Here is a 21,487-nt window from a genome sequence, read left to right on the forward strand (position 1 = left end):
TAGTAACCTTTCACATAAGCGGGCAAGTGTCGTCAACGCATCCGGCCCAAACGGGCAGAAACACCTTGCACAACCTATCTAGTCTAACGACCTTCCGGTGCGGCGAAAATCCCGCCCCCTGAAAAATTGAGTGAAAGCAGCAACAATGAGTCCTTTGAGTCACAAGGGCACGGCCCTGAGCACTTCCCACGCGCTGCCCGACGGCGGGCCACAGCCAGAAACGCCCCGTTCCGGGCGCCGCCGCTGGGGTGCGATGGATCTCTCACTCATTGCTGTCTTTGCGGCCCTGATGGCTGCCTCGATTGCCGTCCCCGGCATCAACGTTGGCCCCCTGGGTGTTGCCATCACCTTGCAGACCCTGGTGGTGAGCCTGTGCGGGCTGGTGCTAGGATTCTCTCGCGGCACAGCAGCCGTGGGCCTGTACGTGCTGTTGGGCCTGATTGGGCTGCCCATCTTCAGCGGCTTCCGTGCCGGGCCTGCCGTCTTGGCCAGCCCCTCCGCCGGCTACATCGTCGGGTTCATCTTTGGCGCAGCCGTGGTGGGCCTGCTGGCAACCCTCGCTGTGCGCAGCCGTTGGCGCATGGCCGGCCTCTTTGGTGCGGCCATGGTTGGCACAGTGGTCATTCATGCGTTTGGCATCGCCGGGTTCATGGCCAAGGGCATGGCCCTTTCCGCCGCCGTCACGGCCGATGTCATCTACCTGCCCGGCGACATCCTAAAGAACGTAGTGGCCGTGGCCATCGCACTGAGCCTGCACCGCGCCTTCCCCGACCTGCTGGTGCGCCGGCGCAAGTGAATTCACCAGTGACAAATTCCATTGTTTTGGCCAGCGCAGGCGTCAGCATCGCCTCCGCCGATCCACGCATCAAGGAACCGAAACGCATTCTGTCCCCCCTGTCCCTGACGCTTGACGAACAACGCATTGCCGTGATCGGTGCCAACGGATCAGGGAAGTCAACGCTGCTGCGCCTGCTGAACGGGCTGGTGCTGCCGTCCACGGGCAGTGTCCACGTCAGGGGCCGCAGCACCCACAGTGATGGCTCGGCCGTGCGGGCCACGGTGGGCTTTGTCTTCACCGACCCGCTCTCCCAGCTCGTCATGCCCACGCCCCTGGAAGACGTGGAACTGTCGCTGCGCCGGACAAAAATGGCGAAGGCTCGGCGCCGCGAGACTGCCTTGGCCATCCTGGCCGACTACCAGCTGGCACACCTGGCCAACAGCAGCATTTACGAGCTCTCCGGCGGTGAACGCCAGCTCGTTGCCTTGGCCACCGTGTTGGCCGTCGCCCCCTCCGTGCTGGTCCTGGATGAGCCCTCCACCATGCTGGATTTACGCAACACCCGGCTGCTCATGGAACGCCTTAATGCACTGCCGCAGCAGGTCATCATGTCAACGCATGACCTCTCCCTCGTGTCCGACTTCGAGCGCGTCCTGGTCATCGACAACGGTGCCGTGGCGTTCGACGGCGGCCCGCACGAGGCCATCGCCCGGTACCGGGAGCTTGTGGACTAATGCGCGGCCATGCCTTCCTGGTGGCCGGATACGTTCCGGGCACCTCGTTCTTTCACCGGCTGCCGCTGGGACGCAAAGCGCTGCTGCTATTTGCCGTGGCAGTGCTGTCCCTGGCCTCGCCGCTGATCTCCACGGAGGCGGGCGCCTGGACCACCACGGTGACCCTTGCCGCCGTCGCGCTTGCCCATTTCATCGCCGGACTGCCGTGGCAGAAGCTGTGGCGGGCCGTGCGGCTCATGCTCATTTTCCTCGTCCTCATCGCCGCATACCAGTGGTGGCAGTATGGGCCGGTGGTGGCGTGGCAAGTCATCGCCGCGATCGTCGCCACCGTCCTGGCCTCGAACATTCTCACCGCCACCACACCCATGGATGAACTGCTGGACGGCCTCTCCGCACTGGTCCGTCCGCTGCGCAGGTTCGGTGCCGATCCGGAGCGGTTTTCGCTCACCGTGGCGCTGATGCTGCGCAGCATTCCCTTTGTCATTGGCGCGTTTGCCGATGTCAGGGACGCCGCCCGCGCCCGCGGCCTGGAACGCAACTTGATGGCACGCTCCCTGCCCGTCGTGATCGCCACGGTGGCTTACGCGCGCAACACCGGCGAGGCGCTGGCCGCCCGCGGCCTCGGTGATCCCGAGCCCGCTGATCCCGCTCCCCTCGATTCCACAAACGACGGCGCCGACGCCGCCTAAGTGCCGGGCTTGGTGCACACCAGAGTTTCAGGCAGGCGGTCCTGGCCGTGGCTCTACCGCCGGAGTTCAACAGCCTGGAAGTGGGCGGCCAGGCCCATCCCACCGGCCATGCTGATCATGGCAAAGGCATCGGGGCCGGCGCCGGCGCCGCGCTGGACCTGGGCGAGCAGCCGCGTCACCAAAACGGCGCCGGACGCACCGTACGGATGGCCCAGGGCCAGTGCCCCGCCGTCGAGGTTGAACGTGCCCGGGTCCAACTCCAGCAGGTCGGCCGTGGCAAGCACCTGCGCGGCGAAGGCCTCGTTGAACTCGATCAGGGAGTGCCGCAGCACCTCTGCCGGCAGGCCGCTGGCAGCCATGAGTTGTTTCATGGCGTGCGCGGCGCCCACACCGAGCAAATTGGGGTCGTTGCCGGCGACGGCGCTGCTGCGAAACAACAGGCCCTTCCTTGCGGGATCCGCCATGGCCCCGCTGGCCATGAGCTGCCGGGCCCGGGTCAGTGAGGTGACGACGACGATGGCCGCACCGTCGCTGAACGGGCAGGAATTCCCGGCCGTGACGGTGCCGCCCGGGACAAATGCAGGCGGGAACCGGGCCATGAGTCCGGCCGTGAGCGTGGGGCGTGGGCCCTGATCGGCGGAGAGCCCGGCAAAGGGCAGCAGTTCGTTGCTGAAGTGTCCGCTGTTGCCGGCCGCTATGGCCTTGGCATGGCTGTGCAGCGCGTAGTCGTCTTGGCGCTGGCGCGAAATACCATAATGGGTCGCGACATTCTCCGCAGCCACCCCTGCGTCCGGATCGCCCGTTGCGAGCGGAGCAAATTGTGCCCTGTCGAAGAATTCCAGGGAGCCGTCGGCGCCCCGGTGGGCACGGGCCGGTGCGGTGCTGATGCTCTCCACTCCGCCGGCCAGGTACACGTCCCCGGCACCGGCCTGGATCAGACGGCAGGCAAGGACTATCGCTTCCAGTCCGGAGCCACACTGCCTGTCCACCGTGAGCCCGGGAACTTGTTCGGGCAGCCCTGCGCTCAAGGCTGCCAGACGGGCGACATTTCCCCCGCCGCCGGTGGCGTTGCCCAAGATGACATCGTTGAACTGGCGGGGGTTGAGGGGTGTGTCAGCAACCAGGTGTTTGATGACCTCAGCGGCCAGCTCATGGGCCCGGTACGATGCATAGGGGCCGCCGGCCTTGGCCGTGGGCAGCCGTTTGGCGCTCACGATGACGGCCGTGGTGTCGGGGTTGCCGTGGCTGTTTGCAGGAGGCATACCTGTTTCAGCGTCTGCGTTGGACACGGGGGTCCCCTTCCGTGATCCAGTGGGAGAGCAGGGCCCTGCTGATCTTCCCGCTTCCCGTCAGGGGCAGTACCACCAGCTCATAGTAGTGCGATGGCCGGTGGCTGGCGGGCAGCGCCGCCGCACTGTTCCGGAAGGCATCGGCATCGGTGGTACTGCCACCCTTGCCGGCGCTGTGGAACGCTGCCACCACCCGCTGGCCGCGTACCGGATCAGGGATGGCCGTGACGATGATGTTCATTTCGTCGGGGGCGCCACGGCGGAGTGCCTGTTCCACCGCGTGCGGGTACACATTGGTGCCGGAGCAGAGGATCATGTCGCTGGCACGGCCCACTACGTGCAGGATGCCTTGGGCGTCGATGTGGCCCTGGTCGTGGACAGTGTGCCAGCCGGTGCTGCCCAGCCGGGAAAAGGCCAGACCGTCGTCACCCCAGGCGTAGCCGCTGCAGAGGTAGGGGCTTTTGACGCAGATGCTGCCCAGTCCGCCGGTGGGAACTTCCCTTCCGTGAACATCGCGGACACTCAGCTGCACACCGGGAAAGGCGGGGCCCACGCCGTCGGACATGCCCTGGTTGGAGGCGGGCCCTGAGTCGGAGGCGGGAGCAGGGGTGGTCTCCGGCTCAAGGGTGGAGGCGGCAACGAAACCAAGCTCGGCGGCACCATAGTATTGCTGGATCGTGGCGTGCGGCGCCCACTGGCGGGCCAGCGCGACGGTGCTGCTGCCCAGTGCGGAGCCTGCACACACAATGTGGGTCAGGCCGGTGGCGGTGTGACCGGTTTCCATGCCGCGGCGGGCCAGCAGCTCCAGGACGGTCGGCACCAGCACCAGGCGGTTCACGTGACGCTGTGTCATGGCGGTCAGAGCTGCATCGGGGCTGAAATGCGGCAGGGCCACAAACGTGCCGCCCGCGTGGATTGACTCGCCCAGGGCGTAGAGGTTCATGCTCGCGGCGAGGGGCCCCGGTGCCAGCGTGACGGTGTTGGGGGTGAGACGGAAATACTCGCTGCTGCGGATAAACGATTCACGCCAGGATGCGGTGCTGCGGGTGAACGCCTTGGGGATCCCGCTCGTGCCCGAGGACAGGCCTAGCAGGAACGGCCGATCCGCGGCGTCGCCGTCCCAAACCTGTGCGGCGCCGCCGTCCCACTCCTGTGCGGCGCGGGCCAGGGCGCTACGCAACTCCGCCGGCCATCCGGCGTCGAGCACCATGGCCGTCTTGTGCTGGTGCAGGGCGGCACAGAACTGCGTGGCCAGCTGGGTGCTCGTGGGAACATCGATGATGGCGACTCGGGACGTTGCGGTGTTCCGCTGCGCAGATGCCGCGGCCAGCAGCCCGGCGAAGTCGATTCGTTGGGCGCCAATAATCACGGCGGGATGCTTCCCGCGGGCGGCGGCCCACTGCTGGAGCTGGTCGATGAAGGGCATTCATTTCATCCTAGAGGACCCCCGTGTTGCCGCCCAACACGCCCCTTGAAGTTTCCCACTGCTGGAATGTGGCAGCCGGTATTCTAAAGGCATGACTTTTAATGAGGGGGCGCGGCTGGATCCGTCGCAGGCAGAGGATCAGCGTGGCCGAGGAGGAATGGGCCGGGGCGGAAAGGTGGGCCTGGGGCTGGGCGGCGGCATTGTGGTGTTGATTGGCGCCTTGCTGGGCATCAACCCCGACCTGTTGTCGTCACTGGTGGGCGACACCGGCAACCAGCCTGCCATTGAGCAGTCAGGTGGTTCGGCCATTGAGAGTTGCCTGACAGGTGCCGACGCCAACGAACGGCTGGACTGCCGCATCCTAGGCACCGCGAATTCGCTGAACAGCTTCTGGCCCGGCTACCTCGACCAATACGGCGTGCAGTACTCGGTGCCCAAGACGGTGATCTTCACCGGCAGCGTCAGCACCGCCTGCGGACCGGCCTCGTCCGCCGTCGGGCCCTTCTATTGCCCGGGCGACAACAAGGCCTACTTTGACCCCGACTTCTTCTCCCAGTTGGAGACCCAATTTGGGTCCTCCGGCGGGCCACTCGCGCAGGAGTATGTGGTGGCCCATGAATTTGGCCACCACATACAGAATCTGACCGGAACCATCGGCAAGGCACAACAGGATCCCAGCGGCGCCCAGTCGGCCGCCGTCCGCACGGAGCTACAGGCTGACTGCTATGCAGGCATCTGGATGCGCTATGCCTCCTCGCAGCCGGCGCCCGGCAGCAACGAGCCGTTCCTGAAGGCGCTGGTGCAAAACGACCTCAACGATGCACTGTCCGCAGCGTCTTCGGTGGGTGACGACAGGATCCAGCAGGCAGCCACCGGCCGGACCAATCCGGAATCCTGGAGCCATGGTTCCAGCGAGCAGCGGCAGCAGTGGCTCTACGCGGGGTACCAGAGCGCAGACCTGGCCGCCTGCGACACGTTCTCCGTCCCGACGGTGTAACCGTTAAAAACGAACTGACCCGCAGAATACGGCGAAAACCACGTACAAATCGTGTATTTTCGTCGTCTTCTGCGGGTCAGATCCTCAACGCTGACATCCTTTGAGGGGGTCCGGTCGGTTAGTGCTAGATGTTGAAGCCGAGGGCCCGCATCTGGTCGCGCCCGTCGTCTGTGATCCGGTCGGGACCCCACGGCGGCATCCACACCCAGTTGATGCGCCATTCGTCAACGATGGGGCTAAGTGAATTCTCCACTTGTTCCTCGATGACGTCCTGCAGTGGGCAGGCCGCTGTGGTCAGCGTCATGTCCAGCAGCAGGGCGCCGTCGTCCCCGTAACGCAGACCGTAGAGCAAACCCAGGTCGACAATATTGACGCCCAGTTCGGGGTCAATGACGTCCTTGAGAGCTTCCTCGACGTCCTCGAGATCGGTTTGGCCAGCCGCAATGGCTGGGCTTGATTCGCTGATGTCAGTCATGATTCCTCCGTTGACTTACGGTGCAGTGACAAAGGCGCTTAGGCCGTTGCCGTCTCAGCAACCTGGTAGCGGTCGTAGCCTTCAGCTTCCAGCCGGTCAGCCAGTTCCGCGCCGCCCTGCTCGGCGATGGCACCATCGACGAACACGTGCACAAACTGCGGCTTGATATAGCGCAGGATGCGGGTGTAGTGGGTGATGAGCACCGTGCCCAGGCCGCCTCCGTCGATGGAACGGTTGACACCTTCCGAAACAACCTTCAACGCGTCAACGTCAAGGCCGGAATCGGTCTCATCCAGGATGGCGAACTTGGGCTTGAGCAGCTCGAGCTGAAGGATCTCGTGGCGCTTCTTCTCGCCGCCGGAGAAGCCTTCGTTGACGTTGCGCTCGGCGAACTCGGGCTCGATGCGCAGTTCAGCCATGGCTGCCTTGACGTCCTTGGTCCACGTGCGCAGCTTGGGGGCTTCGCCGTCGATGGCCGTCTTGGCGGTGCGCAGGAAGTTCGTCATGGTGACGCCGGGGATTTCAACCGGGTACTGCATGGCCAGGAACAGGCCGGCGCGGGCACGCTGGTCAACGGTCATCGCCAGGACGTCTTCTCCGTCGAGGGTGATGGAACCGCTGTCCACCGTGTAGCGCGGATGGCCGGCGATGGTGGCTGCCAGGGTGGACTTGCCCGAGCCGTTGGGGCCCATGATGGCGTGGGTTTCGCCGGTGTTGATGGTCAGGCTGACACCCTTGAGGATCGGCTTGACGCCCTGCTCCGTGGCAATGCTGACGTGCAGGTCCTTGATTTCCAGAGTCGACATACTCTTTTTTCTCCTAAAAAATTTGTGTGTGCGGCCGCAACGCTACTGCGTGCTGACGCCATTAAGAATGTTGGTGACGTCCACATAGACGTCGCTGCCATGAACGCTCAGGGCAAAGACGGGCACCGGCTCAAAAGCGGGCAAGGTCAGCGGTTGGCCTGTTGTCAGGTCGAACGAGCTGCCGTGCGCCCAGCATTCGATGGTGCCGTCCTCCACGTCGCCTTCGCTCAGGGAAATCTCTGCATGTGAGCAGGTGTCCCCAATGGCGTGCAGGTCTCCATAGGAGTCCCGCACAATGGCGATCGGGTAATCGTCAACCTCAACCAGCAAGGAAGCTTTCACCTGGACGTCGTCGGCTTGGCAGACGACGACGCCGACGGGCGTGGAGGAATCGCTCACTGGGGGGTCGCCGCCAATTCGCGTTCCACGGATTCGCGCAGGCGCTCCTCGAGGGCAGGGACCCGGATGCTCTGGATGACTTCATTCAGGAAGCCGCGAACCACCAGGCGGCGGGCAACGCTTTCCTCAATGCCGCGGGCCTGCAGGTAGAACAGCTGCTCGTCATCAAAACGGCCGGTGGTGCTGGCGTGGCCGGCACCCTCGATCAGGCCTGTCTCAATTTCCAGGTTCGGCACCGAGTCGGCGCGTGCACCCTGGGTCAGGATCAGGTTGCGGTTCAGCTCGTAGGTGTCTGTCGATTCGGCCTGCTTGCGAATGAGCACATCACCAATCCACACAGCGTGGGCCGCCTCGCCCTGCAACGCACCCTTGTAGGTGACGCGGGACTTGCAGTTCCTCGTGGAGTGGTCCACGAACAAGCGGTGCTCCAGGTGCTGACCGGCATCTGCAAAGTACAGGCCGTTCATTTCCACGTCGCCACCGGTGCCGGTGAAGCGGGCGGACGGCGTGGTGCGCAGCAGGTTGCCACCCAGGTTGACGACGACGTGCTTAACTTTCGCGTCGCGGCCTACCGTCAGGTGCTGGGCACTGGCGTGCACAGTGTCATCGTTCCAGTCCTGAATGCTGACAACCGTGAGGTTGGCGCCATCCTCGACAAGGATCTCAACGTTTTCCGACAGGACGGCGCTGCCGCGGTGGTCAAGGACCACGACACCCGTTGCGAACTTCTTCGCGTGCACCACAATGTGTGATGCGGCAGGCGTGTTGCCCTGGCCCGTGATGGTCAGCGTGGTGAGGTTCTCGGCCGTGCCGGCAAACTCTGCCGGCAGCGTCACAACGGTGGCTTCGGCGAAGTTCTCCCACGCGGCAGCCGCCACGCGGTCCTCGGGGATGCCTGCGGAGCCGATGCGAGCATCGTCCCGGCCCACAGTCTCAACACTCACGCCGTCGGGCTTGGAAACCTCAACGACGGGGGCGGGGCCATTGAGTTCCTGGCCCTTGATGCCTACCCGGTCAAGGCCGCGCAGGCGCTTGAGCGGGGTGAAGCGCCAGTCTTCTTCACGGCCGGTGATGGCCGGGAAGTCAGCAAGCTTGTAGGAGGTCAAACGGCCTGCACGTGAGCTGTCGGGGACGCCAACGCCGCCGCCGTGGCTGTCACCATGGCTGTGCGCCTTGGCCGAACCGCCGGCAAGCGGGCCCGTCTCGGGGTTGATTTCGGAGAGGCTTTCGCCTTCCTCAGTCATGCCCTTGATGAAGCCCTGTGTCCAAACGTTTGCATCTGTTTCGTGTTCTTGCGTGAGCTCGGTCATTTAGCCGACGGCCCCTTCCATCTGCAGTTCAATCAAGCGGTTCAGTTCAAGTGCGTACTCCATGGGCAGTTCCTTGGCGATCGGCTCAATGAAGCCGCGCACAATCATGGCCATGGCCTCGTCCTCGGGCATGCCGCGGGACTGCAGGTAGAACAGCTGCTCTTCGCTGACCCGTGAGACGGTTGCCTCGTGGCCCATGGAGACGTCGTCTTCACGAACATCAACGTAGGGGTAGGTGTCCGAGCGGGAGAAGTTGTCAACCAGCAGCGCGTCACAGCGGACGGTGTTCGCGGAGTTGTGTGCGCCTTCACGGATCTGGACCAGGCCGCGGTAGGCGGATCGGCCGCCGCCGCGGGCCACGGACTTGGAGATGATGGAAGACTGCGTGTTGGGCGCAATGTGGACCATCTTCGAGCCCGTGTCCTGGTGCTGGCCTTCACCGGCAAACGCCACCGACAGGGTCTCACCCTTGGCGTGCTCGCCGACCAGGTAAACGGCCGGGTACTTCATGGTGACCTTGGAGCCGATGTTGCCGTCGACCCATTCCATGGTGGCGCCTTCGTGGGCGATGGCGCGCTTGGTCACCAGGTTGTAAACGTTGTTGGACCAGTTCTGGATGGTGGTGTAGCGAACGCGGGCGTTCTTCTTCACAACAATCTCAACGACGGCGGAGTGCAGCGAGTCCGAGGTGTAGATCGGGGCCGTGCAACCTTCGATGTAGTGCACGTAGCTGTCTTCATCGGCGATGATGAGCGTGCGCTCAAACTGGCCCATGTTTTCGGTGTTGATGCGGAAGTACGCCTGCAGCGGGATCTCGACGTGGACACCCTTGGGGACGTACACGAAGGAGCCGCCGGACCAGACTGCTGTATTCAGCGAGGCGAACTTGTTGTCGCCCACCGGGATCATGGTGCCGAAGTATTCCTGGAAGATTTCCGGGTATTCCCGCAGTGCGGTGTCGGTGTCGGTGAAAATGACACCTTGTGCCTCGAGGTCCTCGCGGATCTGGTGGTACACAACCTCTGATTCGTACTGGGCCGTGACACCGCCAACCAGGCGGTTGCGCTCAGCTTCCGGGATGCCAAGCTTCTCATAGGTGTTGCGGATGTCTTCCGGCAGCTCTTCCCAGGTGGTTGCCTGCTTCTCGGTGGAGCGGACAAAGTACTTGATGTTGTCGAAGTCAATGCCGGAGAGGTCCGCACCCCAGGTGGGCATGGGCTTGCGGTCGAAGTACTTCAGGCCCTTCAGTCGCATGTCCAGCATCCACTGGGGCTCGTTCTTCTTTGCGGAGATGTCGCGGACAACCTCTTCGCTCAGGCCGCGGCGTGCGTTGTCGCTGGCCGCGTTGGAGTCGGACCAGCCGAACGCGTAGTTGCCCAGCCCCTCCAGCTCAGGGTTTCTTTCGAGGATGTCGTGGTTGGTGGCGTCGAGCACCACACCGTTGGCGCCTACATCCTGCGCTAATTGATCCGTCATCACGGCCTTTCTTGCTGATGGTTGGAATTCGGTTTCGACGGGCCTTGCGGGCCCGGTGACTTGGGGGTGCGCTTGCTGACCACGGCACGTCCGGTGGGAACGTGTGTGGTGCACACATGCCCGCCGGACGCCATGGTGGAGAGCCTGCGCACGTCGACGCCGATGAGCCGGGAGAAAACCTCGGTCTCGGCATCGCAAAATTCGGGGAAGGAGGACGCCAATTCCTGGATGGGGCAGTGGCCCTGGCACAGCTGTTCGGCAGCCATGGCGGTTCCGGCGTTAAGTGAATTGGAGGTGGCGACAAAACGGTCGGCGTTCAGCGCCGCGGCAAGTGCCTTCGACCTGGCGGCAACATCCGTTCCGGCGGCGTCCACCATCGGCTGGTACTTGGCCTCCATTTTGGCGAAGCGGCGTTCTGCAAAGTCAATGACGCCCTCCTGACCCAGCACGGCGGCGATGTCAGCCAGGGCCAGCCGGGCGATTTCCAGGTAGTCGTCGCCAATTTCGGTTTGCCCGCGCCGGGAGACAACATAGCGCCGCGCCGGGCGGCCTGCCCCACTTTTGGCGTTGCTGATGAGTTTGACCTCGATCAGGCCCTCACGGGTCAGTGTGTCCAAGTGTCGGCGCACCGCGGCGGGGGTTAACCCGAGCAGCGAACCAAGCTGGGCGGCACTGACGGGGCCGTGCTCAAGCACGGCCGTCATGACACGGTCCCGGGTTCGTTCGTCAGGATCAATGGCGGCGGGTACCGCGGGGGCAACAGGCTGACTCATTAACACCTCCACGCAGTTGAAATAACATGCAACATTAGACAACACAAGTATGCCGTAATTACTGCCACCATGCCACTAAGGTGAGCCTACCCACGTGGCCCGGAGGTCCACCTCCCGGCAAACCGCCCATCTACGTCGCGTAGAATGGCCGCGTGACAAACACAATCTCCCCTGCCCTGGAAATTTCCGGGCTCATCAAGGACGTGGGGCCCCTGCCGTCATTGGACGGCCGCATGAAGCGCATTGTTTCCAATATTAGTCTGAGTGCCCATTTTGGCGCAGTCACCGCACTGCTGGGCGCCAACGGCGCCGGAAAGACCACCACGATCGAGTGCGCACAGGGCCTGCAGACCCGCACCGGCGGCACCATTTCACTGCTCGGGCAGGACCCGGAACACGGCGATGCGGCCCTGCGGGCCCGTGTGGGCGTCATGTTGCAGGACGGCGGACTGCCGCCCGCCGCGCGACCCATCGCCCTATTGCGCCATGTTGCGGGCCTCTACTCCAACCCGCTCAGCGTGGACACCCTGGTGGAGCGGCTGGGCATCGGCGAATTCTCCGACACCACCATCCGCCGGCTCTCCGGCGGACAAAAGCAGCGGGTGGCCCTGGCCGCCAGCATTCTGGGCAATCCCGAGGTGCTGTTCCTGGACGAGCCCAGTGCAGGCCTGGACCCGCAGTCGCGCCTCATGGTCTTTGAACTAATCCGGGAACTGCGCGACGCCGGCAAGGCCATCATCCTCACAACCCACCTGCTCGACGATGCACAGCGCCTCGCCGACTACGTATACATCGTGGACAAAGGGGCAACGGTGGCCCAGGGCACCGTCCCGGAGCTTCTGGAACAGTCAACGGCCGCCCTGAAACAACGGGAAATGACGTTCGAAACAGCCCCGAACCTTGACCTGGCACCGCTGCTGCGCCCAGGCTTGGACTGCGCCGAAACCAGGCCGGGCTTCTACCGACTCAGGGGCAACCTTGAGCCGGGAGACCTGGAGCGGTTCGGCGCCTGGTGCGCACAGCGCCAGCTCATGCCCACCTCATTGCACCTGGCATCCCAATCCCTGGAGGACGTCTTCCTGGCGATCTCCCAGGAAGGTGCCGGGGACGCCGACGGCGGGAACACGCCGTCGTCCATCAACGACAGGGAAGCAAACCGGAAGGCCATGGGTATTTCATGAGCACGCTCTTTGATACGGCCCCGACGGGGCGTCCGGCCACACTGGCCCGGCGGATTCTGGCGCAGGGCAAGTATGAGGCGGCCACGATGCTGCGCAACGGCGAACAACTGGTGCTCATGGTCGTCATGCCACTGCTGGGACTCGTGGCGCTTGTGGCCACTCCCCTGCTGGACGGCATGGGCCCGTCGCGGGTCGCCATGGCAGCGCCGGGAATTCTCGCGTTATGCGCGCTCTCAACGGCGTTCACCGGGCAGGGCATTGCCACCGGATTTGACCGGCGCTACGGGGTGCTGCGTTTCCTGTCGACGACGCCGCTGGGCAAGGGCGGGCTGATCGCCGGCAAGGTCATTGCCGTGCTGGTTGCCCTGTCGCTGCAGGTGGTGCTGATCTCCACAGTTGCCGCGTTCATGGGCTGGCGTCCGCCGCTGGCAGGTGTGCTGTTGGGCATCCCGCTGCTGATCCTGGGTGCCGGCGCGTTCACGGCCCTCGGCTTGCTGATCGCCGGCACCGTCCGGCCCGAGGCCACCCTGGCCATCACCAACCTGGGCTGGATCTTGTTTGCAGCCGTGGGCGGGATCGTGCTTCCGGTGGGCAAATTCTCCGGCACGCTCGACGGCATTGTGCAGTGGCTGCCCTCCGGCGCGTTGGGAAACCTGATGCGTGCGGCACTCATTGACGCCCGCCTGGATGTCTGGAGTCTTCTAATTTTGCTGGCGTGGGGCCTGGTTGCCTCCGTCGCAGCACTCAAGTGGTTCAAATGGAATTGAAAGGCGTCACAGCGTGAGTCAAAACAACACGGCAGTGCGGAACTTTATCGAGAAACTGCCCACGACCGTCACCCCCGCCATCAAGCGGCTGAGCGTGGCATCCCTAATCGGCCAGGGCGTGCTGATCGTCTCCGGCGGTGTGGTGCGTGTGACGGGTTCCGGACTTGGCTGCCCCACCTGGCCCAAGTGCACGGCCGACTCCTTGACCAACACGCCCGCGATGGGCATCCACGGCGTCATTGAATTCGCCAACCGCACGCTGACCTTTGCGCTGGCCGCCGTCGGGCTGGTCCTGCTGGTCATGCTGTGGAACCTGCGCAAGGAACGCAAGGACCTGTTCGGCCTGGCGCTCTGCCTGCTGGCCGTCATTCCGGCCCAGGCAGTCATTGGCGGCATCACCGTTCTGACGGGCCTGAATCCGTACGTTGTGAGCCTGCACTTCCTCGTCTCGGCGGCCCTGGTGGTGGTCTCGATGCTCCTGGTGAACAGGGCTTACGGGCGCACAGGGGCCACAGCTCCGGCGCTTCCCCGGCCGCGACCGCTCATCCGCCAGCTCAGTGTGGTTGCCGCCGTCACGAGCTACCTTGCTGTGGTCCTTGGCACGCTGGTGACGGGATCCGGCCCGCACTCAGGCGATTCCACCTCGCCGCGCATGGAACTGGACGGCTACCTGGCCACCCGCCTCCACGCCATCCCCGCGTACGTGCTGGTCGCCGCGGCCCTGCTGCTGGTCATCCTGCTGTGGCGCAACGGCAGGGGCGACATCCTGCGTAACGCGGCCCTCCTGCTATTCGTCTCGGTCCTGTTCCAGGGCGTCATCGGCTACTGGCAGTACTTCACCGGCATCCCCATCCTGCTGGTCATTGTGCACATGTTCGGAGCCTCGCTCATGCTGTCCGTCGCCACCAACATGGTCGACGTGGCCTTGCGCCGCGGCAAGGATGCTGTGCCCGCCAAGTAGTTAGTGGCGGCACTCACGGTTTAATTCACGCACGACGGCGGCCGGCGACTCCCACACGGGGGCCGCCGGCCGCTTTTGTGCTTCATACGCCTGTACAGGAGTCCCTGGGACCCCGCACGGCGCCGCCTGGGCCGCTGCTGGACTCCACTGGGCTCCACTGAGCGAAAATGATGCCGATCCCGCCTTCTGAGCCCGGGATCGGTGTCATTTTGCGGGATCGGTGTCATTTCCTTCCGCCACGTGCAATGCAGGTGGTTACGGACTGTGAAGGACGCCGACAAGGGGCGCTTATAGGGACCCTGAAGATGGGCGGCGTGTGCTGAAAGGTCCGCCGCGTGCTGAAAGGGACGGTGCTTGCGTAAACGGCCGGTGGTGGACGGCCGTCTTTTTGCGCAAACACGGTCCCTTTTGTTTCCGTTTACATTCAGCACCCAATAAACAAGTCCGTCAGGGCGCTCCGGGGGCAGGAAATATGATTCGCCGCCGGTGGACAGGTGGCGAATGATATTGTCTGCCCCCGTACGGGAGGAACCGGGGCGGTGCCCAGGTTCCTCGAGATGCCTGCCCCGCCTGGACTCCTTGGGACCCCGCACGGCGCCACCCGGCTCCACTGGAATCCACTGGGCTCCACTGACTGAAAATGATGCCGATCCCGCCTTCTGATCCCGGGATTCCCGGTGTCATTTTGCGGGATCGGTGTGAATTCCTTCCGGCACGTGGCCATGCCGGTGGATACGGACTGTGAAGGACGCCGAGAAGGGGCGCTGACAGGGAACCTGAAGATGGACGGCGTGTGCTGAAAGGTCCGCCGCGTGCTAAAAGGGACGGTGCTTGCGTAAACGGGCGGTGGTGGACGGCCGTCTTTTTGCGCAAACACGGTCCCTTTTGAGTTCCAAGCTGGAATACCGTGTCCTTGCGGACTTCCGGGCGCAGCAACCCTACTTAAGCAACAGCGGCCGGCAACTTCCGTGTGGGAGTTGCCGGCCGCCGTCGTGCCTCAAAGGAGGGTGCGCCGTGACCGGCGCGCGGTAGAAAAACTAGCCCATCAGGGCGGAACCCACAAAGGGATCCACGGCGAGGGACAGGAAAACCAGCGTCAGGTACGTGATGGAGGCGTGAAAAACTTTCATGGCGTTCTTCTTCGTCACGAGGTCCTTCTTGGAGTTGCTGTACAGGACGTGGGCCTCGTACAGGAACCAGGCACCTGCGGCCGCGGCCGTGACGGTGTAAACAATGCCGGCACCACCGAGCGGGATCATCAGCAGCGAGCAAACCACCATGGCCCAGGTGTACAAAACAACCTGCACGGCGACCGTGCGTGAACCCGCAATAGCGCCAAGCATGGGGACGTTGACGGCGTTGTAGTCGTCGCTGTAGCGCATGGACAGCGGCCAGTAGTGTGGGGGCGTCCACAGGAAAATGATCATGAACAAGATGACGGCGGGCCACTGGATGGTGTTGGTGACGGCCGCCCAGGCAATGAGGACGGGGAAGCAGCCTGCGGCGCCGCCCCAAACGATGTTCTGGCTCGTGCGGCGTTTGAGGATGAGCGAGTACACCACGACGTACACGAAGATGGCACCGATGCCCAGCATGCCTGTCAGCGGGTTGACGCTCCAGAGCAGCGCCACCGCGAGGACCGTCAGAACCCAGGAGAACACGAGGGCTTCGCGGGGCGTGATGACGCCGGTGACCAGCGGCCGCTTGGATGTGCGGTTCATGACCTTGTCAATGTCGCGGTCAATGTAGCAGTTGAAGGCGCCGGATGCGCCGGCGGCCAGTGCACCACCGACCATCGTGGCGACCATGAGCCACAGGCTGGGAACGCCGCTCTTGCCGGCAAAGCCGTGCGCGTAAAACATCGTGGGCAGGGTGGTGACGAGCAAGAGTTCTACAACCCTCGGCTTGGTCAGTGCCAAGTAACCCTTGGCTTTTTCCGAAAAACCGATCGACGACCGCCCTGCGGTTTCGGCCGCCGGGGTATGTGTTGCACTCACGTGTGTTGTCACCATGTTTTCATCGTTGGTTCCGCCGCAGAAAGTTCATGCGGTACAGCGGGCCGGTCCCGGGATGGATTTCCTGCGCGCCAAGTACTTATCATAGCCGCCCGTTCTGTGACAGCAGAAAAAATTCATATGTCAAGGCGCGGTCTTGCTGTTCTCAACATATGAAAACCAATCACGTTTGGCGTCCCGACTCGTGTAACTTTGATTGTGTCCGGGCTCGCAGGCGCGCCACGTCGCCTGATCCCTGCACGAGTTGATTCTTAAGATCACTGCTGCAAGACCGGAAAGCGCACGTGGTGCGGGCGCCAGTGAGAATTTCGCCACAGCGCGTGCTTGCCTTGAATTTGCAACGTTTTTGCCCATAACGAGAGGGACCTGTCAGTGTCACATCTGGAATTGCCAACGTTTACCTGGACCGCCACCGATCAGCGCGCAGTGGACACTGCCCGAATTTTGGCCGCTGACGCCGTTGAGAAGGTTGGCAACGGCCACCCGGGCACTGCCATGTCATTGGCTCCCGCCGCATACCTGCTGTTCCAGAAGGTCATGCGCATCGACCCGAAGAACCCCGACTGGCTGGGCCGCGACCGCTTCATCCTCTCACCCGGCCACACGTCGCTGACGCTGTACGTGCAGCTGTTCCTGTCCGGCTATGGCCTGGAACTTTCCGATCTTGAAGCCCTGCGCACCTGGGGCTCGCTGACCCCCGGCCACCCCGAGTACAAGCACACGGCCGGCGTGGAAATCACCACGGGTCCGCTCGGCCAGGGCCTTGCCTCCGCCGTCGGCTTCGCCTACTCCCAGCGCCGCATGCGCGGGCTGATGGACCCCGACGCCGCACCCGGCACCAGCCCCTTCGACCACACCGTGTGGGTCATCGCCTCCGACGGCGACCTCCAGGAAGGTGTCACCAGCGAGGCTTCCAGCCTGGCCGGGCACCAGGAGCTGGGCAACATGGTTGTCATCTACGACTCCAACCACATCTCCATCGAAGATGACACCAACATTGCGTACTCCGAGGATGTCCTCAAGCGCTACGAGGCCTACGGCTGGCATGTGCAGCGTGTCGACTGGACGAAGACCGGCGAATACGTTGAGGACGTGGCCGAACTGCACGGCGCCCTCGCGGCCGCCAAGGCAGAGACGTCCAAGCCCTCCATCATTTCCTTGCGCACCATCATCGGCTACCCCGCCCCCAAGAAGCAGAACACCGGCGCCATTCACGGCTCCGCCCTGGGTGCTGCGGAGGTTGCCGCCGTCAAGGAAGTACTGGGCTTCGACCCGGAAAAGCACTTCGACGTGGAGCCCGCAGTCCTGGATCACACACGCCAGCTTGTTGACCGCGGCGCCGCGGCACGTGAAGAGTGGAACGCCGGCTTCACCGCCTGGCAGGGCGCCAACCCCGAGAACGCGGCACTCCTTGAGCGCATCGAGAAGAAGGAACTGCCAGCCGGCTGGGAAGAAAACCTGCCCGCCTTCGAAGGCGGCAAGGATGTCTCCACCCGTGCGGCCTCCGGCAAGGTGCTGAACGCCATTGGCGGCGTGCTCCCTGAACTGTGGGGCGGCTCCTGCGACCTCGCCGGGTCCAACAACACCACCATTGAGGGCGGCGGCTCCTTCGTGCCAGCCTCCAAACAGACCGACACCTGGTCCGGTGGCCCGTACGGCCGTGTCCTGCACTTCGGCATCCGCGAGCACGCTGCCGCCTCGATCGTCAACGGCATCCACCTGAGCGGACCCACGCGGGCCTTCTCCGGCACGTTCTTGATCTTCAGCGACTACCAGCGCCCGGCCGTGCGTCTCTCGGCACTGATGGGTGTCCCGTCCATCTACGTGTGGACGCACGACTCCATTGGCCTCGGCGAGGACGGCCCCACCCATCAGCCGGTGGAGCAGCTCGCCAGCCTGCGCGCCATCCCGGGCCTGGACGTTGTCCGCCCCGGCGACGCCAACGAGGTCTCGGCGTCCTGGAAGAAGATCCTGGAAACCAAGGACAACCCGGCCGGCATCGTGCTGACCCGCCAGAACATCCCCACCTACGCCCGCGGCACCGGTGCCGCCACGGCCACCGAGTTCGCAACGGCTGAGCTGGTGGAAAAGGGCGGTTACGTCCTGGCTGAAGCAGTGTCCGACGGCGCAATCGTCACCCCTGCGGTCATCCTGATCGCCACAGGCTCAGAGGTCCAGTTGGCTGTTGATGCGCGCGAGGCCCTCGCCGCCGAAGGCATCGCCGCCCGCGTCGTGTCCATGCCGTGTGTTGAGTGGTTCAACGCCCAGCCGGCCGACTACCGCGAGCAGGTCCTGCCGAAGGCCGTCAAGGCCCGCGTCTCGGTTGAGGCCGGACTGGCCTTGGGCTGGCGCGAATTTGTGGGTGACGCAGGCCGCTCCATCTCCCTCGAGCACTTTGGTGCCTCAGCCGACTACAAGGTGTTGTTCAACGAATTCGGCATCACCACAGAGGCTGTCACGGCAGCTGCCAAGGACTCCCTGGCCGACGCCAACTCCTAGCAGCACCCAGTTTTTCCCTGCTGCCGCCGGTCGCCGTCACGGCGGCGGGCGGCAGCAGGAATAGAACACGTCACCTGCAGTGCTTATACAAGCAGGGACCACCATCCCCAGGACATCCTAAGGAAGAACGCATAATGAGCAATGTAACTCCCACCGCCGCACTCTCCGCCGCTGGTGTTTCAATCTGGCTTGATGACCTCTCCCGCGAACGCCTGAACAGCGGCAGCCTGGCCAAGCTCATCGAAGAGAAGAACGTTGTTGGCGTGACCACCAACCCCAGCATCTTTGAAGCAGCCATCACCAAGAGCGACCTTTACAAGCCGGAGCTGAAGAAGTTCTCCGCCGCGGGCATCAACGCCGAAGATGCAGTCTTTGAAATCACCACGTCCGACGTTGCCGACGGCTGCGACCTGTTCGCGCCCATCGCCGCAGCCACCAAGGGTGTTGACGGCCGCGTCTCCATCGAGGTTGATCCCCGCAAGGCGTGGGACACCGACGGCACGTTCGCCGAGGCCAAGCGCCTGTATGCGAAGGTCAACAAGAAGAATGTTTACATCAAGATTCCCGCCACGCTTGAAGGCCTGGAAGCCATCACCTCAACACTGGGTGAGGGTATCAGCGTCAACGTGACCCTGATCTTCTCCCTCGACCGCTACCGCGCCGTCATGAACGCGTTCCTCAGCGGCCTCGAGCTGGCCAAGGCCAACGGCCACAACCTGGCAGACATCCACTCCGTCGCCTCCTTCTTCGTCTCCCGCGTGGACTTGGAGATCGATGCCCGCCTCGACGCCATCGGCACCGAGGAAGCCGCCTCCCTGAAGGGCAAGGCCGGACTGGCCAACGCCCGCCTCGCCTACCAGGCCTTCGAAGAAGTTTTCTCCTCCGAGCGCTGGGCACTGCTGGCCGACGCCGGCGCCCTCCCCCAGCGTCCCCTGTGGGCCTCCACCGGAGTGAAGAACCCGGCCTACCCCGACACCCTGTACGTGACCGAACTGGTCGCCGCCAACGTTGTCAACACCATGCCGGAGAAGACCCTCGACGCCGCGTTTGACCACGGCGTTGTCACCGGCGACACCATCACCGGCAACTACGAGGCCTCCAACGCCCTGCTGAACCAGCTCGAAGGCCTGGGCATCTCCTACAACGAGGTCGTCAACCTGCTCGAGACCGAAGGCCTGGACAAGTTCGTGGCCAGCTGGAAGGACCTGCTCAACCATGTGCAGGAAGCCCTCGACGCAGCAGGCGCGGAAGGCTAGAGACCAATGACATCACTGGCATTTGCGGCCACGGGTGCCGCCCAAGAGGCCGGGGCAACCCACCTCATGACGCTTGTGGCAGACCAGGTCGCCTCACGCATTTTCGCGAAGGACGCCACCTTGTGGGGCGCCGACGCGGAAGCCGAGTCGGCCATCCGGCTCGGCTGGGTGGAAGCCCCCGAGGTTTCCGCCCCCCTGCTGGAGGAGATCACCGCCCTGCGCGATGAACTGCGCAGCGAAGGCGTCAACCACATTGTGCTGTGCGGCATGGGCGGTTCGTCACTGGCACCCGAGGTCATCACGGCCACGTCCGGCGTCGAGCTCACCGTCCTTGACAGCACCGATCCGGACCAGGTCCGGGCCGCGATCAGCGACCGTCTCGCCACCACGGCCATCGTGGTCTCCTCGAAGTCGGGTTCCACGCTGGAAACCGATTCGCAGCGCCGCATCTTCGAGCAGGAGTTCACCGCCGCAGGCTTGGACGCGAAGTCGCGCATCATCATCGTGACGGACCCCGGCTCACCGTTGGACGGCTCCGCCCGCGAGGCCGGCTACCGCAAGGTCTTCAACGCAGACCCCAACGTTGGCGGGCGCTACTCCGGCCTGACCGCGTTTGGCCTGGTTCCCTCCGGCCTGGCCGGCGTGGACCTGGCTGCACTGCTTGACTCTGCCGAGGAAGCCGCCGAGATGCTGCGTGATGACGACGTCGACAACGTCGGCCTGCGCCTGGCTGCCGCCCTGGGCGGCACGTCGCCGCTGCGCAACAAGATCGTGATCGTCGACGAGGGTTCGGGCATGGTTGGTTTTGCCGACTGGGCCGAACAGCTCATCGCCGAGTCCACGGGCAAGCTGGGCACGGGTGTCCTGCCCGTCGTTGCCGATGCGGACTCCCCCGAGGTCACCTCCGGTGCCGCCGACGTCCTGGTGGTCCGGCTGGTTGCCGGGGACGCCGACGTCGAGCTTCGTGAGAACGAGGTCAGCATCGCCGGGGACCTTGGCGCGCAGCTGATGGTGTGGGAATTCGCCACGGCCGTCGCTGGCCGCCTGCTGGGCATCAACCCGTTTGACCAGCCCGATGTGGAGGCAGCCAAGACCGCAGCCCGCGGCCTGCTCGACGCCACCCCGGCAACTACGCCGGCGCTATTCACCGACGGTGCCATTGAGGTGCGCACTGCCAACGACGACGCCGGATGGCTGGCTGGCGCCTCCACCGTCACCGAGGCGCTGGCCGCCTTGGCCGGGACGCTGGGTGCTGATGGCTACCTCAGTGTGCAGGTCTACCTTGACCGTCTGGCGTACGCACCGCTGGAGGAGATCCGCAACGAGCTGGCCTCGGCCACCTCACGCCCCGTCACGTTTGGTTGGGGACCGCGGTTCCTGCACTCCACCGGACAGTTCCACAAGGGTGGCCCTGCCGTGGGTGTATTCCTGCAGGTTACGGGCACGGCCACGGAGGATTTGGCTATTCCGGATCGTCCGTTTAGCTTTGGGGAGCTGATTGCAGCCCAGGCCGCTGGCGACGCTGCAGTGCTGGCCGACCATGGTCGCCCGGTCCTGCGCCTTCACCTGACGGACACGGCTGCCGGTGTCGCACAACTTAAGACTGCGGTGACCGCACTTCCCGGCCGCCACCTAGACGCATAAGGCTGCTTCCCA

Annotated in this window: 19 protein-coding genes; 10 read left to right on the forward strand and 9 right to left on the reverse strand. The window is 64.2% G+C overall.

What is annotated here, in order from left to right; translation table 11 throughout:
* The first annotated feature begins 145 nt into the window (after window positions 1–145).
* From art_RS03310 to art_RS03320, 3 genes are read left to right on the forward strand one after another with little or no spacing between them, the layout of a single operon-like run.
* The gene (locus art_RS03310) at window positions 146–796 is read left to right on the forward strand and encodes a biotin transporter BioY (protein WP_082000075.1); all 651 of its coding nucleotides are present in this window, start codon (window positions 146–148) and stop codon (window positions 794–796) included.
* Window positions 797–822: 26 nt separating this feature from the next.
* On the forward strand, window positions 823–1,512 hold the full coding sequence (locus art_RS03315; RefSeq protein WP_052136880.1) for an energy-coupling factor ABC transporter ATP-binding protein: 690 nt from the start codon (window positions 823–825) through the stop codon (window positions 1,510–1,512).
* Complete coding sequence (locus art_RS03320) at window positions 1,512–2,201, forward strand: energy-coupling factor transporter transmembrane protein EcfT (protein WP_038462488.1); 690 nt, start codon at window positions 1,512–1,514, stop codon at window positions 2,199–2,201. The genes art_RS03315 and art_RS03320 overlap by 1 nt, the downstream gene beginning before the upstream one ends.
* Before the next feature lie 53 nt (window positions 2,202–2,254).
* Here art_RS03320 and art_RS03325 read toward each other — a convergent pair whose 3' ends face one another.
* Window positions 2,255–3,490 carry an acetyl-CoA C-acyltransferase gene (locus art_RS03325; RefSeq protein ID WP_367643759.1) on the reverse strand — a complete coding sequence of 412 codons (1,236 nt, stop codon included), beginning with the start codon at window positions 3,488–3,490 and terminating at the stop codon, window positions 2,255–2,257.
* The gene (locus art_RS03330) at window positions 3,471–4,916 is read right to left on the reverse strand and encodes a class I adenylate-forming enzyme family protein (RefSeq protein ID WP_038462489.1); all 1,446 of its coding nucleotides are present in this window, start codon (window positions 4,914–4,916) and stop codon (window positions 3,471–3,473) included. The genes art_RS03325 and art_RS03330 overlap by 20 nt, the downstream gene beginning before the upstream one ends.
* Before the next feature lie 91 nt (window positions 4,917–5,007).
* On the opposite strand from art_RS03330, the gene art_RS03335 reads away from it, so the two are divergent.
* Window positions 5,008–5,913, forward strand: a complete 906-nt coding sequence (locus tag art_RS03335) for a neutral zinc metallopeptidase (RefSeq protein ID WP_038462490.1) — start codon at window positions 5,008–5,010, stop codon at window positions 5,911–5,913.
* 124 nt (window positions 5,914–6,037) lie between these two features.
* Here the strand turns inward: art_RS03335 and art_RS03340 are convergent, their stop codons facing one another.
* From art_RS03340 to art_RS03365, 6 genes are read right to left on the reverse strand one after another with little or no spacing between them, the layout of a single operon-like run.
* Window positions 6,038–6,388: a metal-sulfur cluster assembly factor gene (locus art_RS03340; RefSeq protein ID WP_038462491.1), complete on the reverse strand. Its 351-nt coding sequence runs from the start codon at window positions 6,386–6,388 to the stop codon at window positions 6,038–6,040.
* Window positions 6,389–6,426: 38 nt separating this feature from the next.
* Window positions 6,427–7,194 (reverse strand): Fe-S cluster assembly ATPase SufC, encoded by a 768-nt coding sequence (gene sufC, locus art_RS03345; RefSeq protein WP_038462492.1) that lies wholly within the window; start codon window positions 7,192–7,194, stop codon window positions 6,427–6,429.
* 42 nt (window positions 7,195–7,236) lie between these two features.
* Complete coding sequence (locus art_RS03350; RefSeq protein WP_038462493.1) at window positions 7,237–7,593, reverse strand: non-heme iron oxygenase ferredoxin subunit; 357 nt, start codon at window positions 7,591–7,593, stop codon at window positions 7,237–7,239.
* Complete coding sequence (gene sufD, locus art_RS03355; RefSeq protein ID WP_038462494.1) at window positions 7,590–8,903, reverse strand: Fe-S cluster assembly protein SufD; 1,314 nt, start codon at window positions 8,901–8,903, stop codon at window positions 7,590–7,592. The genes art_RS03350 and sufD overlap by 4 nt, the downstream gene beginning before the upstream one ends.
* Window positions 8,904–10,379, reverse strand: coding sequence for a Fe-S cluster assembly protein SufB (gene sufB / locus art_RS03360; protein ID WP_038462495.1), 1,476 nt, complete (start codon window positions 10,377–10,379; stop codon window positions 8,904–8,906).
* A complete protein-coding gene (locus tag art_RS03365) occupies window positions 10,379–11,152 on the reverse strand; it encodes a metalloregulator ArsR/SmtB family transcription factor (RefSeq protein WP_052135952.1) in 774 nt (257 codons plus the stop codon). Before art_RS03365 ends, sufB begins: the two co-directional genes overlap by 1 nt.
* A gap of 152 nt (window positions 11,153–11,304) precedes the next feature.
* Here art_RS03365 and art_RS03370 point away from each other — a divergent pair, with 152 nt between their 5' ends.
* Genes art_RS03370 through art_RS03380 form a run of 3 tightly spaced genes read left to right on the forward strand, consistent with a single transcriptional unit; the run spans window position 11,305 to window position 14,061 of the window.
* The gene (locus art_RS03370) at window positions 11,305–12,333 is read left to right on the forward strand and encodes an ABC transporter ATP-binding protein (protein WP_082000076.1); all 1,029 of its coding nucleotides are present in this window, start codon (window positions 11,305–11,307) and stop codon (window positions 12,331–12,333) included.
* Entirely contained in the window at window positions 12,330–13,100 is a 771-nt protein-coding gene (locus art_RS03375; protein WP_038462497.1) for an ABC transporter permease, read from the forward strand. Before art_RS03370 ends, art_RS03375 begins: the two co-directional genes overlap by 4 nt.
* Window positions 13,101–13,113: 13 nt before the next feature.
* Window positions 13,114–14,061 (forward strand): heme A synthase, encoded by a 948-nt coding sequence (locus tag art_RS03380; RefSeq protein ID WP_052135953.1) that lies wholly within the window; start codon window positions 13,114–13,116, stop codon window positions 14,059–14,061.
* A gap of 1,037 nt (window positions 14,062–15,098) precedes the next feature.
* On the opposite strand, the gene art_RS03385 is transcribed toward art_RS03380, so the two are convergent.
* The gene (locus art_RS03385) at window positions 15,099–16,073 is read right to left on the reverse strand and encodes a heme o synthase (protein ID WP_157875131.1); all 975 of its coding nucleotides are present in this window, start codon (window positions 16,071–16,073) and stop codon (window positions 15,099–15,101) included.
* Window positions 16,074–16,448: 375 nt separating this feature from the next.
* On the opposite strand from art_RS03385, the gene tkt reads away from it, so the two are divergent.
* The 3 genes from tkt to art_RS03400 all read left to right on the forward strand — a co-directional run bounded on the left by tkt (window position 16,449) and on the right by art_RS03400 (window position 21,475).
* Window positions 16,449–18,575, forward strand: a complete 2,127-nt coding sequence (gene tkt / locus art_RS03390) for a transketolase (RefSeq protein WP_052135954.1) — start codon at window positions 16,449–16,451, stop codon at window positions 18,573–18,575.
* Between the two features lie 134 nt (window positions 18,576–18,709).
* Window positions 18,710–19,831: a transaldolase gene (tal, locus tag art_RS03395; RefSeq protein ID WP_038462499.1), complete on the forward strand. Its 1,122-nt coding sequence runs from the start codon at window positions 18,710–18,712 to the stop codon at window positions 19,829–19,831.
* A gap of 6 nt (window positions 19,832–19,837) precedes the next feature.
* Window positions 19,838–21,475 carry a glucose-6-phosphate isomerase gene (locus tag art_RS03400; protein ID WP_038462500.1) on the forward strand — a complete coding sequence of 546 codons (1,638 nt, stop codon included), beginning with the start codon at window positions 19,838–19,840 and terminating at the stop codon, window positions 21,473–21,475.
* The last annotated feature ends 12 nt before the right edge of the window (window positions 21,476–21,487 follow it).

The organism is Arthrobacter sp. PAMC 25486, assembly GCF_000785535.1.
In the GTDB taxonomy this organism is placed as follows: Bacteria; Actinomycetota; Actinomycetes; order Actinomycetales; family Micrococcaceae; genus Specibacter.

What these genes read in the sequence shown, in the direction of transcription:
- art_RS03320 (WP_038462488.1), top strand. Translation starts at nt 1,512, where the DNA reads ATGCGCGGCCATGCCTTCCTGGTGGCCGGATACGTTCCGGGCACCTCG.
- art_RS03340 (WP_038462491.1), bottom strand. Translation starts at nt 6,388, where the DNA reads ATGACTGACATCAGCGAATCAAGCCCAGCCATTGCGGCTGGCCAAACC.
- tal (WP_038462499.1), top strand. Translation starts at nt 18,710, where the DNA reads ATGAGCAATGTAACTCCCACCGCCGCACTCTCCGCCGCTGGTGTTTCA.
- art_RS03310 (WP_082000075.1), top strand. Translation starts at nt 146, where the DNA reads ATGAGTCCTTTGAGTCACAAGGGCACGGCCCTGAGCACTTCCCACGCG.
- art_RS03365 (WP_052135952.1), bottom strand. Translation starts at nt 11,152, where the DNA reads ATGAGTCAGCCTGTTGCCCCCGCGGTACCCGCCGCCATTGATCCTGAC.
- art_RS03330 (WP_038462489.1), bottom strand. Translation starts at nt 4,916, where the DNA reads ATGCCCTTCATCGACCAGCTCCAGCAGTGGGCCGCCGCCCGCGGGAAG.
- art_RS03400 (WP_038462500.1), top strand. Translation starts at nt 19,838, where the DNA reads ATGACATCACTGGCATTTGCGGCCACGGGTGCCGCCCAAGAGGCCGGG.
- art_RS03385 (WP_157875131.1), bottom strand. Translation starts at nt 16,073, where the DNA reads ATGGTGACAACACACGTGAGTGCAACACATACCCCGGCGGCCGAAACC.
- sufB (WP_038462495.1), bottom strand. Translation starts at nt 10,379, where the DNA reads ATGACGGATCAATTAGCGCAGGATGTAGGCGCCAACGGTGTGGTGCTC.
- art_RS03335 (WP_038462490.1), top strand. Translation starts at nt 5,008, where the DNA reads ATGACTTTTAATGAGGGGGCGCGGCTGGATCCGTCGCAGGCAGAGGAT.
- art_RS03375 (WP_038462497.1), top strand. Translation starts at nt 12,330, where the DNA reads ATGAGCACGCTCTTTGATACGGCCCCGACGGGGCGTCCGGCCACACTG.
- sufC (WP_038462492.1), bottom strand. Translation starts at nt 7,194, where the DNA reads ATGTCGACTCTGGAAATCAAGGACCTGCACGTCAGCATTGCCACGGAG.
- sufD (WP_038462494.1), bottom strand. Translation starts at nt 8,903, where the DNA reads ATGACCGAGCTCACGCAAGAACACGAAACAGATGCAAACGTTTGGACA.